Origin of the sequence: Arthrobacter sp. Soil763 (genome assembly GCF_001428365.1) — a bacterium.
GTDB lineage: Bacteria > Actinomycetota > Actinomycetes > Actinomycetales > Micrococcaceae > Arthrobacter.
Genome location: NZ_LMSH01000001.1, coordinates 3,788 through 21,639 on the forward strand (window position 1 = coordinate 3,788; position 17,852 = coordinate 21,639).

Consider the following 17,852-nt stretch of genomic DNA (forward strand, 5'->3'; position numbering starts at 1 on the left):
CGTACTCCTGACAACACCACCACACAAACACWCRGGCTTGGCRGGGTTGTTGTAGGTGCTCCTTAGAAAGGAGGTGATCCAGCCGCACCTTCCGGTACGGCTACCTTGTTACGACTTAGTCCCAATCGCCAGTCCCACCTTCGACAGCTCCCTCCCACAAGGGGTTAGGCCACCGGCTTCGGGTGTTACCAACTTTCGTGACTTGACGGGCGGTGTGTACAAGGCCCGGGAACGTATTCACCGCAGCGTTGCTGATCTGCGATTACTAGCGACTCCGACTTCATGGGGTCGAGTTGCAGACCCCAATCCGAACTGAGACCGGCTTTTTGGGATTAGCTCCACCTCACAGTATCGCAACCCTTTGTACCGGCCATTGTAGCATGCGTGAAGCCCAAGACATAAGGGGCATGATGATTTGACGTCGTCCCCACCTTCCTCCGAGTTGACCCCGGCAGTCTCCCATGAGTCCCCGCCATAACGCGCTGGCAACATGGAACGAGGGTTGCGCTCGTTGCGGGACTTAACCCAACATCTCACGACACGAGCTGACGACAACCATGCACCACCTGTAAACCGGCCACAAGTGGGGGACCTGTTTCCAGGTCTTACCGGTTCATGTCAAGCCTTGGTAAGGTTCTTCGCGTTGCATCGAATTAATCCGCATGCTCCGCCGCTTGTGCGGGCCCCCGTCAATTCCTTTGAGTTTTAGCCTTGCGGCCGTACTCCCCAGGCGGGGCACTTAATGCGTTAGCTACGGCGCGGAAAACGTGGAATGTCCCCCACACCTAGTGCCCAACGTTTACGGCATGGACTACCAGGGTATCTAATCCTGTTCGCTCCCCATGCTTTCGCTCCTCAGCGTCAGTTAATGCCCAGAGACCTGCCTTCGCCATCGGTGTTCCTCCTGATATCTGCGCATTTCACCGCTACACCAGGAATTCCAGTCTCCCCTACATCACTCTAGTCTGCCCGTACCCACCGCAGATCCGGAGTTGAGCCCCGGACTTTCACGGCAGACGCGACAAACCGCCTACGAGCTCTTTACGCCCAATAATTCCGGATAACGCTTGCGCCCTACGTATTACCGCGGCTGCTGGCACGTAGTTAGCCGGCGCTTCTTCTGCAGGTACCGTCACTTTCGCTTCTTCCCTACTGAAAGAGGTTTACAACCCGAAGGCCGTCATCCCTCACGCGGCGTCGCTGCATCAGGCTTCCGCCCATTGTGCAATATTCCCCACTGCTGCCTCCCGTAGGAGTCTGGGCCGTGTCTCAGTCCCAGTGTGGCCGGTCACCCTCTCAGGCCGGCTACCCGTCGTCGCCTTGGTGAGCCATTACCTCACCAACAAGCTGATAGGCCGCGAGTCCATCCAAAACCACAAAAGCTTTCCACCCCCCACCATGCGATGAGGAGTCATATCCGGTATTAGACCCAGTTTCCCAGGCTTATCCCAGAGTTAAGGGCAGGTTACTCACGTGTTACTCACCCGTTCGCCACTAATCCCCGGTGCAAGCACCGGATCATCGTTCGACTTGCATGTGTTAAGCACGCCGCCAGCGTTCATCCTGAGCCAGGATCAAACTCTCCGTTGAAAACAAACAGACTTGCATGTGTTAAGCACGCCGCCAGCGTTCATCCTGAGCCAGGATCAAACTCTCCGTTGAAAACAAACAGACACAGCACCCGCACCCGGGAAAACGGGAACRAAGCRCTGCACAAAATTTGAAACCAGCTGTAAAAACCATGCCATCCACGGGGTGGACAACACAGCCAAAACAACCAATCAATAAAACAATTGGTATCAACAAACTTGGCACACTATTGAGTTCTCAAACAACAGACACACCCGGCACCACCACAACCCAACCAAGGGGTCCCGGCTCGCTCCGGAGCAACTTKTCAAACTTACCCGCGCGCTTCGCCCTAGTCAAATCAGCGTTTTCGACTCAGTCTTCGAGAGGCTTTTTGTCTTTTCAGCGGATCATCTCCGGGGAGCAGCGCGGAAATAAACTGTACCACCACTCGGCCGCGGTGACAAAGCCGCCCTGGTGCGGGGCCCTCTTGGAGAGAAGTCTGGACCCCGGCCGGGCAGCGAAAAGGCCCGGAACCGCGCGGATTCCGGGCCCTTCCGGAGCGGCCGGCGGTTAGTCGGCGGCCCTGAAGTAGGCTGCGCCGAGCGGGGGCAGCGTCACGGTTAGCATGGCGGGCTGGCCGTCCACACCGCCGTCGGACGCTGTCAGCGTGCCGCCGTTCAGTACGCCAGAGCCGCCGTACGCGGGGTCGTCGGTGTTCAGCACTTCCTGCCACGCACCGGCGGCCGGCACACCGAGCCGGAAGTCATGGTGCGGGGCGCCGGAGAAGTTGAACACGCACACCAGTTCATCACCGTCCGCACCGCGGCGGATGAAGCTGAGGACGTTGCGGTCCGCATCGCCGCCGTTGATCCACTGGAAGCCGTCGGGATCGTTGTCCCGCTCGTACAGGGCCGGGGTGGAGCGGTACAGCTCGTTCAGGTCCTTGGTCAGCAGCTGCACGCCGCGGTGGGCGGGGATGTCCGCCAGCCACCAGTCCAGGCCGTATTGTTCGGACCATTCGGCTTCCTGGCCGAACTCGGTGCCCATGAAAATGAGCTGCTTGCCCGGGTGCGCCCACTGGTAGCCGAGGAACGCCCGCAGGTTCGCCAGCTGCTGCCACCGGTCCCCGGGCATCTTGCGCAGCATCGATCCCTTGCCATGGACAACCTCATCGTGGCTGATCGGCAGCAGGAAGTTCTCCGTGTAGGCGTAGACCATCGAGAAGGTGATGGTGCCGTGGTGCCATTTGCGGTTGTACGGGTCCTCGGCCATGTACTTGAGCGAATCGTGCATCCAGCCCATGTTCCACTTGATCCCGAAGCCCAGGCCGCCCTGGCTGGTGGGCGCGGTGACCCCGGGGAACGCGGTGGACTCCTCGGCGATCATGACCGCGCCGGGGTGCGTCTTGTAGACCGTGGCGTTGACCTCCTGCAGGAAGGAGATCGCCTCGAGGTTTTCGCGGCCGCCGAAGCGGTTGGGCCGCCACTGGCCCTCCTCGCGGGAGTAGTCCAGGTACAGCATCGAGGCGACCGCATCAACGCGCAGCCCGTCGATGTGGAACTCCTCGAGCCAGTACAGGGCGTTGGCGACCAGGAAGTTGCGCACCTCGCGGCGGCCGAAGTCGAAGATCAGCGTGCCCCAGTCGGGGTGCTCGCCCAGGGCCGGGTCGGAGTGCTCGTACAGCGGTTCGCCGTCGAACTGGGCCAGGGCCCAGGCGTCCTTCGGGAAGTGTGCCGGCACCCAGTCCAGCAACACGCCGATCCCGGCCTGGTGCAGCTCGTCCACCAGGTACCGGAATTCGTCGGGATGCCCGAAGCGGGAGGTCGGCGCGAAGTAGGAGGTGACCTGGTAGCCCCAGGAGCCGCCGAACGGATGCTCCGCGACCGGCATGAATTCGACATGGCTGAAGCCGAGCCACTTCACGTACTCGACCAGTTCCTTGGCCAGTTGGCGGTAGTCAAGGCCAAGCCGCCAGGATCCGAGGTGGACCTCGTAGACGCTCATCGGGGCGTTGTGCGGATCCCGAGCCTCCCGCGCCTGCATCCATTCGGCGTCTTTGAAGGCGTAGGAGGGTTCCACCACCCGGGAGGCGGTCAGCGGCGGAACTTCGGTGCCGAACGCCAGCGGGTCGGCCTTTTCCACCCAGTGGCCCTGCCGGGTCCGGATCTCAAATTTGTAGCACGCCCCTGCTACAACCCCGGGGATGAACAGTTCCCAGACCCCGGAGGAGCCGAGGGAGCGCATCGAGAATTCCCGGCCGTCCCAGCCGTTGAAGTCGCCCTTGATCCGGACGGCCTGCGCGTTCGGGGCCCAGACGGCGAAGGACACGCCGTCGACGTCGCCGAGGGATGACTTGTAGTGCCGCACGTGCGCGCCCAGCACATCCCAGAGGCGCTCGTGGCGTCCCTCGCCGATCAGGTGCAGGTCGATTTCACCGACCGTGGGCAGGTAGCGGTAGGGGTCGTCGGCGCGCTGCGGCGCCTGCCCCTCGTAGCTGACCTCGAGCCGGTAGTCGGGGACGTGTCCCGACTCCACCGGTTCCAGCACGGCGACCCAGACGCCGTGGGCTTCGTGGGTCATCGGGACGGTGCCGGCGGAGGTGGCGACCGAGACGGCTTCGGCGAGGTGCTTGACGGTGCGGATGGTGACATGGCCGTAGTCGTCCAGGTGGGCGCCGAGGACCGAGTGCGGCGCGTGGTGTTCCCCTGCGGCGATGCGGCCGAGGGTGGCTCCGTCGACGGGAAGCGGGGCTCCGGGTCGATCGGTACGTGCTGATCCTGTCATTTTGTTACCTTCCGGTGCGGCTTCGGCAGGAACGCCGGAGTCTGTACTGCCGAGGAGACGACGGGACGCATTCACCGGGATGGCGAGCCAGTCCGGCCGGTTCCGTAGTTCGTAAACAACTTCGTAAAGGGCTTTGTCCAGCCACAGGGCCACGAAGAGCGGCGAGTCGCGGTCGATCGTGCCGGGGGTGACTTCCGCGTAGCCGGCCAGGAAGGCCTCCGCGCAGTCGTCCACCCAGCCTGCGGGGACCACCGCGGCCGCGGCCGCCGGGGACGCCGTGCCGCTGTGTTCGCGGACCGCCGCGCCGGCGGCGTAGTCGAAGGACCGGAGCATGCCGACGACGTCGCGCAGCGGCACGTCGGGGAAGTTGCGTTCGGAGATCGGCCGCAGCGGCTCCCCCTCGAAGTCGAGGATGGCCCAGCGGGCGGGCGCCCCGGGAGCGCCGGGGACCTGCAGGATCTGGCCCAGGTGCAGGTCACCGTGGATCCGCTGCAGCGGCCCCGCCCCGCTGCCTTTGAGCCGGGCGAGCAGCGCGTCGAGTTCGGCGTCAAACGGCCCGACGGCGGCGCCGGCCTCCGCCCAGGACTGGCGGACACGCTGGGCGACGCCGGAGGCGATGTCCCGGCCCGGGACGGCCTCCTCGGCGGTGCCCAGGGCCTCGGCGAGGCGGCGGTGGACGGTGGCGGTCGCGGCGCCCAGGGCCCGCGCCTCGGCGGTGAAATCGGTGCCGGTGCTGGCCGCGTCGACGGCGAGGCGCCAGGCGTCCAGCCCGCCGGCCAGGAACTCGTGCGCGACGGCGAGCTCGCCGCGCGCGGTCTGCCCGGCTCCCCCGCTGTCCGGTCCGGTCCACTCGCCGGTGACCCAGCCGAGGGTTGCCGGGACCTCCGCGGTGCGGCCGGAGGTCAGCGCGGCACCGATCTCGACCTCGGGGTTCTGCCCCTCGGAGAGCACCCGGAAGAACTTCAGGATCGCCGCGGAGTCGCCGTCGTCGACAATCACCGAACTGTTGGACTGCTCACCGGAGAGCACCCGGACCTTGCCGGTCGCGAAGGGCAGCCGGTAGCCGGAGGGCACCAAGTGCCCGCTCGCCGCGGCGTCGGCGGTGGAGCCGCCGGTGCGCATGAGCTCAAGCCAGGCCGCGATGAACGCCGGGTCGTGGACGCCGTCGTAGATCCAGCCGTGCGCCCCGTCCGAGCCGTCCGCCGGGATCTCCCCGAGCAGGGCCGCGCCCGCCCCGGCGATCGGCAGGGTGCGGGCGCTGAGCGGGATCTGCACGACGTCGGTGCGGCTGCCGTCGGCGGTCGGGTAGGTCACCGCCAGGAGCAGGACCTCCAGACGCGCACCGGTGTCCGGCGCCCCGCCCAGCTGCACCAGGCCCACGGGCTCGAAGCTGAAGTGGGCGCTCTTGACGGGGAACCAGCGTTGCCGCGGCAGCCAGCTGCGCAGCAGGGAATCCAGCGCGGGGGAAAGGTTCGGTCGGGTCATTTCAGCCTTCGATGGACAGGATAGGCATCGCCTGGGTGTGCGGGGAGGCCGGGTTGGAGCCGGCCGAGCGGACGCGCAGCCAGAAGAAGTCGTGGCTGCCCAGGGTCAGGGTGAGGGTGCCGTCGTCGGCGATGCCGGGGAACGGCTGCCCGCCGAAGACGTCGCGCAGCCCGCGGCCGGCGTACTGCGGGACCCGCAGCGTGGTGGCCACCGGGTGCTGGGAGAGGTTGAACGCGCACAGGATGGTCTCCGGCTCCTCCCCTGCGGCGTTGCCTGCCGGCAGTTCGCGCAGGTAGGCCAGGACGACGTCGTGGTCCGCCTCGACGTGCTGGAAGGAACCGAGCCCGAACGCCGGGTGGTTCTTGCGCACGCTGAGGATTTGCCGGGTCCAGCGCAGCAGCGACCCCGAGTGGGCGGCCTCGGCCTCGACGTTGGCCATGCTGTAGTTGTAGACCAGCGACTGGATGACCGGGAGGTAGAGCTTGCCCGGGTCGGCGTTGGAGAACCCGGCGTTGCGGTCCGGGTTCCACTGCATCGGCGTGCGGACCGCATCGCGGTCCTCGAGCCAGATGTTGTCGCCCATGCCGATCTCGTCGCCGTAGTACAGGAACGGGCTGCCCGGCAGCGAGAGCAGCAGGGCGTTGATCAGTTCGATCTCCGACCGCGAGTTATCCAGCAGCGGCGCCAGCCGGCGGCGGATGCCGATGTTGGCCCGCATGCGCGGGTCCGGCGCGTACCAGCCGAGCATCGCGGCGCGCTCGTCGGCGGTGACCATCTCCAAGGTCAGCTCGTCATGGTTGCGCAGGAACGTCCCCCACTGGGCCCCTTCGGGGATGGCAGGGGTGTCCTTCATCGTCTCGATGATGGGCGCGGCCTTCTGGTCACGCAGGGCGTAGTAAAGCCGCGGCATGATCGGGAAGTGGAAGGCCATGTGGCATTCCGGCTCTTCCTCGGTGCCGAAGTACTCCACGACCTCGACCGGGGGCTGGTTGGCTTCGGCGATGATGACGCGGCCCGGGTAGCTCTCGTCGACCATCTTCCGCAGCTGGCGCAGGAACTCGTGCGTCGCGGGCAGGTTCTCGCAGTTGGTGCCTTCCTCCTCGTACAGGTACGGGATGGCGTCGGCACGGAAACCGTCGATGCCCTGGTCCAGCCAGAACCGCACGACGTCGAACAGGGCGTCGATCACCTTCGGATTCTCGAAGTTCAGGTCGGGCTGGTGGCTGAAGAAGCGGTGCCAGAAGAACTGGCGGCGGATCGGGTCGAAGGTCCAGTTGGATTCCTCGGTGTCCACGAAGATGATGCGGGCGTCCTGATACTTCTCGTCCGTGTCGCTCCAGACATAGAAGTCGCCGAACGGGCCGTCCGGGTCCTTGCGGGACTCCTGGAACCAGGGGTGCTGGTCCGAGGTGTGGTTCAGCGGCAGGTCGATGATGACGCGGACGCCCCGGGCGTGCGCTTCGGCGACGAGCCGCTTGAAGTCGCTGATCGTGCCGAATTCGTCCAGCACCGAGTTGTAGTCGGAGATGTCGTAGCCGCCGTCGCGCAGCGGGGACTGGAAGAAGGGCGGCAGCCAGAGGCAGTCGACGCCGAGCCACTGCAGGTAGTCCAGCTTTTCGATCAGGCCGTGGAAGTCGCCGGAGCCGTCACCGTTTCCGTCCGCGAAGCCGCGGACCAGCACCTCGTAGAACACCGCCTTGCGGTACCAGTGCGGGTCGTGCTGGAGCCCGGGGGCATTCAATTCGAAGGTGCCCTTCGGGGTGAAGTGATGGCTGGGGTTGCTCGGGCTGAAACTCACTGGCTGCTACCTCCGGATGCTCAGGATGTGGGCGGGCTCGACGTGCGCATCGAGGCGGACGTAGTTGTACTCGCCCCACTCCCAGCTTTCGCCGGTGAGCAGGTCATCGACGATGAAACCGCCGTTGTGCGTCAGGTCCGCCGGGTCCAGATGCAGGGCGGGCAGGTCCAGGGACACCGTGCTCTCCCGGGTGCTGTGCGGATCCACGTTCACCACGATGATCACGGTGTCCTTGGAGCCGTCCGGCAGGGTCTTGTGCTTGGAATACACCACGGTGGCGTCGTCGGTGCTCTGGTGCAGCGTGAGGTTCTGCAGGTCGCCGAGGGCCGGGTGGGCGCGCCGGATCTCGTTCAGCCGGGTCAGGTACGGGGCGAGAGTGCGGCCGGATTCGGCCGCGGCATCCCAATCGCGGGCCTTGTATTCGAACTTCTCGTTGTCGATGTACTCCTCGGCCCCGGGCCGGGCGACGTGCTCGTAGAGTTCGTAGCCGGCGTACACGCCCCAGATCGGGCTGGCCGTCGCCGCGAGCGTGGCGCGGATCTTGAACGCGGCCGGGCCACCGAACTGGAGGTATTCGGTGAGGATGTCCGGGGTGTTGACGAAGAAGTTGGGCCGGAAGTAGGCCGGCGATTCGTGGCTGACCTCCTGGAAGTACTCCTCCAGCTCCTTCTTGGTGTTCCGCCAGGTGAAGTAGGTGTAGGACTGCTGGAACCCGGCCCGGCCGAGCGCGTGCATCATGGCCGGCCGGGTGAACGCCTCGGCGAGGAACACGACGTCGGGGTGCTTCTTGTTCACCTTCGCGATCAGCCATTCCCAGAACCACACCGGCTTGGTGTGCGGGTTGTCGACGCGGAAGACCTTGACGCCGTGGCTGACCCAGAGCAGGACGATCCGCAGGATCTCGTTGGACAGACCCGCCGGGTCGTTGTCGAAGTTCAGCGGGAAGATGTCCTGGTACTTCTTCGGCGGGTTTTCGGCGTACGCGATGCTGCCGTCCACCCGGGTGGTGAACCATTCGGGGTGGCTCTGCACCCAGGGGTGGTCCGGGGCGGCCTGCAGGGCCAGGTCCAGGGCCACCTCGAGGCCGAGTTCGCCGGCGCGGGCCACGAAAGCGTCGAAGTCCTCGAAGGTGCCCAGGTCCGGGTGGATGGCGTCGTGGCCGCCCTCCTTGGCGCCGATCGCCCAGGGCGAGCCGGGGTCGTGCGGGCCGGCCAGCAGGGTGTTGTTCGGGCCCTTGCGGTGCTGGGTGCCGATCGGGTGGATCGGGGGCATGTAGATGATGTCGAAGCCCATCGCGGCGACGGCGTCGAGGCGCTTGGCGGCGGTGCGGAACGTTCCGGAGGTCCACTCGCCGGTCTCGTGGTTGCGGACGGCACCCTCGGAGCGGGGGAAGAATTCGTACCAGGCACCCCGGCCGGCCAGTTCGCGCTCCACCAGCAGCGGATAGGGTTCCGTGGCGGTCACCAGTTCACGGATCGGCTGCCGGGCGACGACGGCGGCGACCTCGGCGCTGAAGCCGGCGGCGAGGCGTTCCTCGGGCGTCTTGGAGGCGTCGGAGAGCCCGACGACGGCGATCCGCAGGGTCCGCCGGTCCGCGGAGGGCCGGGTGGTGTCTTCCGACGCCTCGGTCAGCAGGGCGGCGCCCTCGGCGAGCATCAGGTCGACGTCGATGCCCGCTTCGATCTTCACCTCGGCGTTGTGGTGCCAGGTGCCGTAACGGTCGTGCCAGGCTTCGATGACGAAGGACCACTTGCCGGTCCCGGACGGGGTGAGCTGGCCTTCCCAGCGGTCGGTTCCCATGCCGCGGTCACCGCGCGGGGGTGCGAGCCGGATCCGCTGGCGTTCCTTGCCGCGCGGGTCCAGGAGCACCGCGCTGACGCCGAGCATGTCGTGGCCCTCACGGAACGCGGTGGCCCCGACGACGATGCTCTCGCCGACGACTGCCTTGGCGGGGAATTTTCCGTCCTCGACCGCGGGCTGCACCGCGGTGATGGGAAATCTGCCGAATTTGAGGCCCTCCGTGATCAGGGCCTTCGGCTTTTGCTTGGATACGGCACTGGTTCGCGAGTTAGTCGTCACAGCCTCGACGTTATCTACAAATCGCACAGAATGCTAAGGTCACGCAGTTTTTTGGGCCAATCCTGAGGTCCTTCCGACATTTACCGGAAAGAAAGCCAAAGCGGTTCCGGGGCCCTGAGTTGTCCGTTAGTGTTTCGCTCGTGAAGGCTATCCGCAGATTTACCGTCCGAACCGTTCTTCCCGAATCGATCCGACCCCTGGCGCGGCTCGCCACCAACCTTCGCTGGTCGTGGCACCTGCCGACGCGGGAACTGTTCGAGCAGCTGAACCCGGCCGTCTGGGCCGAAAGCGCGCAGGACCCGGTGACCTTCCTCGGCCTGGTCAGCCGCGAGGAGCTGCAGCGGCTCGCAGCGGACCAGGACGTGGTGCGCCGCGTCCACGCCGCCGCCGACGAGCTGGACCGGTACCTGGAGGAGCCCCGCTGGTACCAGAGCCTGGGCGAGGACGCGCCCCGGTGCATCGCCTATTTCTCCCCCGAGTTCGGCATCACGGAGGTGCTGCCGCAGTACTCCGGCGGGCTCGGCATCCTCGCCGGCGATCACCTGAAGGCGGCCTCCGACCTCGGCGTACCGCTGATCGGCGTCGGGCTGCTCTACCAGGCCGGCTATTTCAAACAATCTCTGTCCCGCGATGCCTGGCAGCAGGAGACCTATCCGGTCCTGGACCCCGACGGCCTCCCGCTGACCCTGCTCCGCGAGCCGTCCCCGGACGGGAACGGCCGTCCCGTGCAGATTTCCCTGCCGCTCCCCCACGGCCGGCGCCTGCTGGCGCACGTCTGGCGGGCCGACGTCGGGCGCGTCCCGCTGCTGCTGTTGGACTCCAACGTCGCGGGCAACGACGACGCCGCGCGCGGCATCACCGACCGGCTGTACGGCGGCGGCGGCGACCACCGGCTGCAGCAGGAGCTCCTGCTGGGCATGGGCGGGGTGAAAGCGCTGCGGGCCTTCCAGCGGCTGGCCGGCGTCCCGGCGCCGGAGGTGTTCCACACCAACGAGGGCCACGCCGGCTTCCTCGGCGTCGAGCGCATCCAGGAACTGATGTCCGGGGAGAACCCGCTCAGCTGGGAGGAGGCGCTGACGGCGGGACGCGCGTCCACCGTGTTCACCACCCACACCCCGGTCCCGGCCGGCATCGACCGCTTCGAGACCTCCCAGATCGAGCATTTCTTCACCGCCGGGCTGGCCCCGGATGTGCCGGTCGCGAAGATCCTGGACCTGGGCCGGGAAGACTTCGCGGACGGCAATCCGTTCGTATTCAACATGGCGGTGATGGGGCTGCGGCTGGCGCAGCGGGCCAACGGCGTCGCCAAGCTGCACGGCGTTGTCTCCCGCGGCATGTTCTCCGCGCTCTGGCCCGGGTTCGACCACTCCGAGGTGCCCATCACCTCGGTCACCAACGGCGTGCACGTGCCCACCTGGGTTGATCCCCGGGTCTCCCAGCTGGCGCGCGGACAGTTCGGTTCCGACGCCGAGACCGAGGGCCGCTGGGACCTGGCCTATAACGTCAGCGACGAGGCCATCTGGGCGCTCCGCCGCGAGATGCGCCTGTCTTTGGTTGAGGACGTCCGGCGCCGGCTCCGGGCCGCATGGAAGAAGCGCGGCGCGGCCGACGCCGAGCTGTCCTGGACGGATTCGGTCCTCGACCCGGACGTCCTGACCATCGGCTTCGCCCGCCGGGTGCCGACCTACAAGCGCCTGACGCTGATGCTGCGCGACCCGGAACGGCTCCGGGCCCTGCTGCTGCACAAGACCCACCCGATCCAGCTGGTGATCGCCGGCAAGTCCCACCCGGCGGACGACGCCGGCAAGAAGATGATCCAGGACCTGGTCCGGTTCACCGACGACCCGGCGGTCCGGCACCGGATCGCGTTCCTGCCCAACTACGACATCGCCATGGCGCGGACCCTCTTCCCGGGCTGCGACGTCTGGCTGAACAACCCGCTCCGCCCGCTGGAGGCCTGCGGAACCTCGGGGATGAAGGCGGCCCTGAACGGGTCGCTGAACCTCTCGGTGCTGGACGGCTGGTGGGATGAGATGTACGACGGCGAGAACGGCTGGGCGATCCCGACGGCCAACAACGACGCCTCCTCCGAAGAGCGCGACGACATTGAGGCCGCGGCGCTGTACGAGCTGCTGGAAACCCAGGTGGCGCCGAAGTTCTACGGCCTCACGGTCTCCGACGGCGCCGGCGCCGCGGGGCCCTCGGAGTCCGGGCCGCAGACCGTCCCCACGCACTGGGTCTCGATGATCAAGCACACCATGGCGCACCTTGGCCCGGCCGTGTCCGCGGACCGGATGTTGAAGGACTACGTCAACGTTCTCTACCGGCCCGCCGCCGAGGCCGGACGGCACGCCTCCGCCGGCAACTATGCCGAAGCCAAGGCCTTGGCCGCCTGGTGCGCCCGGGTCCGCGCGGCGTGGCCCCAGATCCAGGTGGAGCACGTGGACTCCGTGGGCGTCTCGGAGGACCCGCAGATCGGCGACGACCTGCAGGTGAACGCCTACGTGGCGCTGCACGAGCTGCCGCCCGAGGACGTGGCCGTGGAGGTGGCGTTCGGCCGGGCCGAGGACAGCGACGAACTGACCGATGTGACCGTGCTGGAGTTGAAGAACGTCGAGGACCTGGGCAAGGGCCGGTACCTCTTCAGCGGCACCCTGGTGATCGACCGCTCCGGCTCCTTCGGCTACACCGTCCGGGTGCTGCCGAAGCACGAGGGGTTGGCGTCGAAGGCCGAACTGGGCCTGATCGTCAACGCCTGAGCCTGACCGGCGTTTGCTCCGTCGTTTTGGTGACGCCGCGAAGCGGCCATGCTCCGCGTGCTCGCTCGTTCCTCCCCACCGTCTCCCTAACCTCGCAAGCTCGGCCAGGGAACCCTGACGGCGGGGGCCCAGCTTAGACGCACGCTTCCGGATGGCCTGTTCGCGGAGCCGTCGGAGGTCTTGGGGTTAGAGGCAGACTGTGATGACGGTCAGGTCTGTGCCGGCGTAGCTTTCGGCGTCTTGGAGGATTTCGCAGATGAGGCCGAAGGCGCGGTCGCTGCGGAAGGTGGGCGGGACCTGCCAGATGACGGTGGCCGGCCGTCCGTCGTCGGCTGCGGCATCGGCGAAGTCGTGCAGGGCGTCGTTCAGGGCGTCGAGGTTGATGCCGTAGTGTTCCGGGAACTCCAGAACATCGCCGAAGGCGGCCAGGACCGACTTTTTTGATTCGGCGGCCGGAATTATCAGGACGCGGCGGCCGGCGTCGTGCGCCTGGTCGCGCAGTTCCTCGAGCGTCCAGGTGTCAGCGGCGAATATTTTCATGGGTCCCTACTTGCCTTCGGCGATGAATTTGAACGAATTGTAATGATCGGCGGTGTAGTACTTTTCGCCGCCGGCGCCCGTGACGATCCGGCGCGCGCCGCGGTCCGACTCCCCCGGTGTCGGGACGGTGAATTCGCGGTAATAGCCGGAGGATTTCCGCGGCAGAATACGCTCGAAGTTGCTGAACACGGCGTTGTCCCGGGCATACGGGTACGGTCCGCCGCGGGCGATGAGGACCAGGACCCGCCGGGCCTCGGACGGCAGTGCCGACGCCTTGATCTCCGGCAATCCGGACGGGTTGGCGACGCCCGGGGCCCGCGGTGCGGTTGTCGGCGCGGCTGTGCGGGCGGTCGGGCTGCCGGCAACGGGGCTGCTGGTGGTCGCCGGGCTTGCGGGCGACGGGCCGGTCCCGGCCTGGGGCAGACCGCCCAGGACGAACACCAGGACCACCAGCCCCAGCAGCGCGGCGAGCGTCGCGAGGAGCCCTCGGGTCTTCATGCGTGGTCCTTCCGGGCCGCTAAACGCGGTAGATGTTGATGCTGTTGGCCTGGACCACGTCCCGCTCCCCGGCGGCGATGCGGACACCCTGGCGGCGGTCATGCAGTTCCGAGGTGGTCAGCCGCAGCTCGTACAGCCGGTGCGCGCCGCCGTCGTCCGCGGGGATGAGCGGAAGGGTGACCTTGACGTCGTCGGCGCCGCCGTTGACCACCACGAGCCCGTCGATGCGCCCGTCGTCGGAGCCCAGCAGGAGCTGGACCACCCGGTGGCCCGGGTCCTGCCAGCGTTCCCCGGACATGGGGGCGCCGTCCGCGTCGAACCAGTGGAAGTAGGACTGCCGGTCCCGGGCCGGGTAATCGTGCGGCTGGGCGGCCAGGAATTCCTTACGGAGCCGGATCACGCGTTTGGTGGTGCGCAGCATGCCGTGGGATTCCGGGGTGCTGGTCCAGTCGATCCAGGTGATGGGGTTGTCCTGGCAGTAGGCGTTGTTGTTTCCCTGCTGGCTGCGGCCCACCTCGTCCCCGGCAGTAATCATGGGCACGCCCTGGGAGATCATCAGCGAGGCCATCAGGTTGCGGCTGGTCTGGGCGCGCCGGGCGAGGATTTCCTCGTCCTCGGTGCGGCCCTCGAAGCCGTGGTTGTAGCTGCGGTTGTCGCCGTGGCCGTCGCGGTTCTGTTCCCCGTTCGCCTCGTTGTGCTTGCGGTCGTAGGCCACCAGGTCGGCCAGGGTGAAGCCGTCGTGCGCGGTGATGAAATTGACCGAGGCCAGCCGGCTCCGGCCGGAGGGTTCGAAGAGGCTGGCCGACCCGGACAGCGCGTCCGCGAGCCGCGCCACCGACCCGCCCTGGCCGCCCGCGTCGATCGCGGCCCTGTCCGCAAGCCAGAAGGTGCGGACGGCATCGCGGAAATGGTCGTTCCAGTCCACCCAGCCCGCGGGAAAGCGGCCGGTCTGCCAGCCCCCGTAGCCGATGTCCCACGGCTCGGCGATGAGCTTGGTCTCCGAAAGGACCGGGTCCGCGGCGACGGCCACCAGGAACGGGTGCCGCGGGTCGAACTCGTTGTTGGCGTTGCGGCACAGCGTGACGGCGAGGTCGAAGCGGAACCCGTCGATATGGAACTCATTGACCCAGTAGCGCAGGGAATCGAGCACCAGCTGAACCACGCGCGGTTCGCCGAAGTTCAGCGAATTGCCGCAACCGGTGGTGTCCACGTACTTCCCGTGGCCGTCGTGGCGGTAGTACTGCTGGTCGCCCAGGCCGCGGAAGCTCAGCGTCGGGCCGTCGGAGCCGCCCTCGGCGGTGTGGTTGTAGACGACATCGAGGATCACCTCGAGCCCCGCGGCGTGCAGCAGCTTCACCATGCCCTTGAACTCGTCCTGCACCGCTTGGGGGCCGGCGTCGCGGGCGGCCTGGGTGGCGTAGCCGGGGTGCGGGGCGAAGAACGCGGCGGTGTTATAGCCCCAGTAGTTCGGCAGCCCGAGGTTCTGCAGGTGCTGTTCGTCGATGTGGAAGTGGACCGGCAGCAGCTGGACGGCCGTGATGCCCAGCGAAATGAGGTGCTCGACCATGGCCGGGTGCGCCATGCCGGCGTAGGTGCCCTGGAGGTGCTCGGGGATGTCCGGGTGCAGCATGGTCTGGCCGCGGACGTGGGCCTCGTAGATGATCGTGTTGCGCCACGGGGTGCGGGGCACGTGGTCCAGACCCCAGTCGAAGTCGCCGGTCATCCGCACGTTCGTAATGAAGCCGTCGCGTTCGTCCACGCCGCGGCCGTAGGGGTCCAGCAGCAGCGGCTGTTCGCCGTCGGCGTCGAAATCCAGCGTCGGAACGGACAGCGGCAGGGCGGCGGTCCCGGGCGAGGCGCGCAGGCCGTACCGCGATCCGGCCGGGAGCCCCTCGACGATGCCGTGGTGGACGCCATCGGTGACATTGGGCAGGGTTTTCAGCTGCCAGCTGCCGCCAGGGGGCTGGAAGGCGACATCCAGGGAGGCCACGCCGGGCGCGTAGACGGCCACGTTCGCGAAGGCACCCCGAGGATCGTCCGTCGCCGGGGAACCCGTGCGGGGGACGCTGACACCAAGCGGAAACGGCCGCGAGGCGTCTACCGTGGTAGCTGCTTCAGCAAAGGACTTGACCATCGCTAATAGCTTAGCCGGGGATAGGGCTCCCGCTTCCCTTGCCGCGGACGGTTACGGCGCCGCGGGCAGCGCACCGGCATACTGGGAGAAGACCCAGACTGGAGGTAACCCGTGCGCGTAGCACTTGCTCAGATCATTACCGGCCGCGAGCCGGAGCGGAACCTGGACCTGGTCCGGGAGTACGCCCGGAAGGCGAAGGCGGGCGGCGCCGAGCTGGTGGTCTTCCCCGAGGCGACCATGCGCGCGTTCGGCAATTCGCTGCTGGACATCGCCGAGCCCCTCGACGGGCCATGGGCGTCGCAGGTCCGAGCCCTCGCGGCGGAGCTTGGCATCGTGGTGGTGGCCGGGATGTTCACGCCGGGCGCCGCCGGGGCCGGCGGGGCCAAGGTCCGCAACACGCTGCTGGTCACCGGCCCCGGGGTGGACACGAGCTACGACAAGATCCACCTCTTTGACGCGTTCGGATTCGCCGAGTCGGACACCGTGGACGCCGGCACGGCGCCGGTGACGTTCGACGTCGGCGGCGTCACCGTGGGGCTGGCGACCTGCTACGACCTGCGGTTCCCGGCCCTGTTCACCGAGAACGCCGACCGCGGCGCCGTGGTCAACATTGTCTGCGCGTCCTGGGGCGCCGGTCCGGGGAAAGTTGAGCAGTGGAAGCTGCTGTCCCGGGCCCGCGCCGCGGATTCCACTACGTTTGTCCTCGCGTGCGGGCAGGGCGACCCGGCCAGCCAGGGCCTCGAGGTGAAGGGCTCCGCCCCGACCGGCGTCGGCCACTCCGCCGTCATCTCCCCCTTCGGCGAGGTGCTCCAGGAACTCGACGGCGCCCCGGGCCTGCTCTTCGCCGATCTGGACTCCGCCGAGGTCGCCGATGCCCGAGCTAAACTCCCCGTCCTCGCCAACCGCCACCGGTTCTAACCGACGCTCCCTCACGTCTGGCACCCCACCGCCCGACGCTCCCTGACTTTTGGCACCAAAAAGCAAAACGCTCCCTCACTTGATGTGAGGGAGCGTTTTGACTGCTGCTACCGGATCTGAGGGAGCGTCCCGGAAAAGCCCGTCAAACCTCAGGGAGCGTCCCGGGAAACCCGCCGAACCTGAGGGAGCGTCGGGGGTTATTTGACGGCGCGCTGGCGGGAGATCTCGTAGAGCGAGATGCCGACGGCCATGGAGGCGTTGAGCGATTCCATTGCGGAGTCGATCGGGATGGAGACGATCTGGTCGCAGTTCTCCCGGACCAGGCGGCTCAGGCCCTTGCCCTCGGAGCCGACGACGATGCACACCGGTTCCCCGGCCAGCGCCAGGTCCGGCAGCGAGACGTCGCCGTCGCCGTCCAGGCCCAGAACGTAGATGCCCATGTTCTTGAAGGCCTTCAGCGTGTTGTTCAGGTTCGCGGCGCGGGCCACGGGGACGCGGACGGCGGCGCCGGCACTGGTCTTCCAGGCCGAGGCGGTGACGCCGACGGACCGGCGCTCGGGCACGATGACGCCGTGGCCGCTGAAGGCCGAGACGGAGCGGATGATCGCGCCGAGGTTGCGCGGGTCGGTGATGCCGTCGAGGGCGACGAAGAGCGGGGCGTTGGCGATGTGGCCCTTCTTCCAGCCCTCCACGGTTTCCTCGGCCAGTTCGTAGGCGTCCTGGTATTCATACGGCGGGATCTGCAGCACGAGGCCCTGGTGGATGGCGTCGTCAGTCATCCGGTCCAGTTCCGGCTTGCCGGTTTCCAGCAGCGGGATGCCGCGCTCGGCCGCAATCTTCAGCGACTCCTTGACCCGGTCGTCCATCTCGATGCGGATGGCGACATGCAGGGCCTTGGCCGGGATCCCGGCGCGCAGTGCCTCGACGACGGAGTTACGGCCGGTGACGACTTCCTCGGTGGCACGGCCCTTGGGACCGGAGCGGGCGCCGGCGCTGCGGGCGCCCGGGGCGCGCTTGGCGGCGGAGCGCTCGGCAAGCTGCTTGTTCTTGTGGGCCTTGTGGTAGACCCGGTCCTCCGCCTTGGGCGTGGGGCCCTTGCCCTCGAGGGCCTTGCGGCCGTGACCGCCGGTCCCGACGGTGGGGCCCTTCTTCTGTTTGACCGAGCGGCGACCGTTGTTGGCCATGAGTTTCACCCTTTTAACTACGCGATTCGTGGATAAGTCCGACTTCCAGTCTACTGACCCGGATAAAATCCTCGACCGCACGGTTCGGCGCAGGGCCCGGC

At 67.3% G+C, this 17,852-nt stretch carries 9 protein-coding genes and 1 rRNA gene; 2 read left to right on the top strand and 8 right to left on the bottom strand.

Annotation, left to right across the window (positions count from 1 at the left end; translation table 11 throughout):
- Window positions 1–66: 66 nt before the first annotated feature.
- From ASG71_RS00015 to ASG71_RS00030, 4 genes are all read right to left on the bottom strand, one after another.
- A 16S ribosomal RNA gene (locus ASG71_RS00015) occupies window positions 67–1,590 on the bottom strand.
- Between the two features lie 552 nt (window positions 1,591–2,142).
- Window positions 2,143–5,841: a 1,4-alpha-glucan branching enzyme gene (locus ASG71_RS00020; RefSeq protein WP_056735886.1), complete on the bottom strand. Its 3,699-nt coding sequence runs from the start codon at window positions 5,839–5,841 to the stop codon at window positions 2,143–2,145.
- Window position 5,842: 1 nt separating this feature from the next.
- Entirely contained in the window at window positions 5,843–7,639 is a 1,797-nt protein-coding gene (gene treS, locus ASG71_RS00025; protein ID WP_056735887.1) for a maltose alpha-D-glucosyltransferase, read from the bottom strand.
- Between the two features lie 6 nt (window positions 7,640–7,645).
- Window positions 7,646–9,718, bottom strand: a complete 2,073-nt coding sequence (locus ASG71_RS00030) for an alpha-1,4-glucan--maltose-1-phosphate maltosyltransferase (protein WP_056735890.1) — start codon at window positions 9,716–9,718, stop codon at window positions 7,646–7,648.
- Between the two features lie 140 nt (window positions 9,719–9,858).
- Between ASG71_RS00030 and glgP the strand changes: the two genes are divergently transcribed.
- Window positions 9,859–12,477 carry an alpha-glucan family phosphorylase gene (glgP, locus tag ASG71_RS00035; protein WP_056735893.1) on the top strand — a complete coding sequence of 873 codons (2,619 nt, stop codon included), beginning with the start codon at window positions 9,859–9,861 and terminating at the stop codon, window positions 12,475–12,477.
- Between the two features lie 186 nt (window positions 12,478–12,663).
- Here glgP and ASG71_RS00040 read toward each other — a convergent pair whose 3' ends face one another.
- Genes ASG71_RS00040 through glgX form a run of 3 tightly spaced genes read right to left on the bottom strand, consistent with a single transcriptional unit; the run spans window position 12,664 to window position 15,649 of the window.
- Window positions 12,664–13,017, bottom strand: coding sequence for a barstar family protein (locus ASG71_RS00040; protein WP_056735895.1), 354 nt, complete (start codon window positions 13,015–13,017; stop codon window positions 12,664–12,666).
- 6 nt (window positions 13,018–13,023) lie between these two features.
- Entirely contained in the window at window positions 13,024–13,515 is a 492-nt protein-coding gene (locus ASG71_RS00045; protein ID WP_056735897.1) for a ribonuclease domain-containing protein, read from the bottom strand.
- Between the two features lie 19 nt (window positions 13,516–13,534).
- Entirely contained in the window at window positions 13,535–15,649 is a 2,115-nt protein-coding gene (glgX, locus tag ASG71_RS00050; protein WP_056735899.1) for a glycogen debranching protein GlgX, read from the bottom strand.
- A 111-nt stretch (window positions 15,650–15,760) separates the two neighbouring features.
- Between glgX and ASG71_RS00055 the strand changes: the two genes are divergently transcribed.
- The gene (locus tag ASG71_RS00055; protein WP_056735901.1) at window positions 15,761–16,567 is read left to right on the top strand and encodes a carbon-nitrogen hydrolase family protein; all 807 of its coding nucleotides are present in this window, start codon (window positions 15,761–15,763) and stop codon (window positions 16,565–16,567) included.
- A 197-nt stretch (window positions 16,568–16,764) separates the two neighbouring features.
- Here the strand turns inward: ASG71_RS00055 and rlmB are convergent, their stop codons facing one another.
- On the bottom strand, window positions 16,765–17,751 hold the full coding sequence (gene rlmB, locus ASG71_RS00060) for a 23S rRNA (guanosine(2251)-2'-O)-methyltransferase RlmB (RefSeq protein WP_056737122.1): 987 nt from the start codon (window positions 17,749–17,751) through the stop codon (window positions 16,765–16,767).
- Window positions 17,752–17,852 lie beyond the last annotated feature (101 nt).

What these genes read in the sequence shown, in the direction of transcription:
- ASG71_RS00045 (WP_056735897.1), bottom strand. Translation starts at nt 13,515, where the DNA reads ATGAAGACCCGAGGGCTCCTCGCGACGCTCGCCGCGCTGCTGGGGCTG.
- ASG71_RS00020 (WP_056735886.1), bottom strand. Translation starts at nt 5,841, where the DNA reads ATGACCCGACCGAACCTTTCCCCCGCGCTGGATTCCCTGCTGCGCAGC.
- rlmB (WP_056737122.1), bottom strand. Translation starts at nt 17,751, where the DNA reads ATGGCCAACAACGGTCGCCGCTCGGTCAAACAGAAGAAGGGCCCCACC.
- glgX (WP_056735899.1), bottom strand. Translation starts at nt 15,649, where the DNA reads ATGGTCAAGTCCTTTGCTGAAGCAGCTACCACGGTAGACGCCTCGCGG.
- ASG71_RS00040 (WP_056735895.1), bottom strand. Translation starts at nt 13,017, where the DNA reads ATGAAAATATTCGCCGCTGACACCTGGACGCTCGAGGAACTGCGCGAC.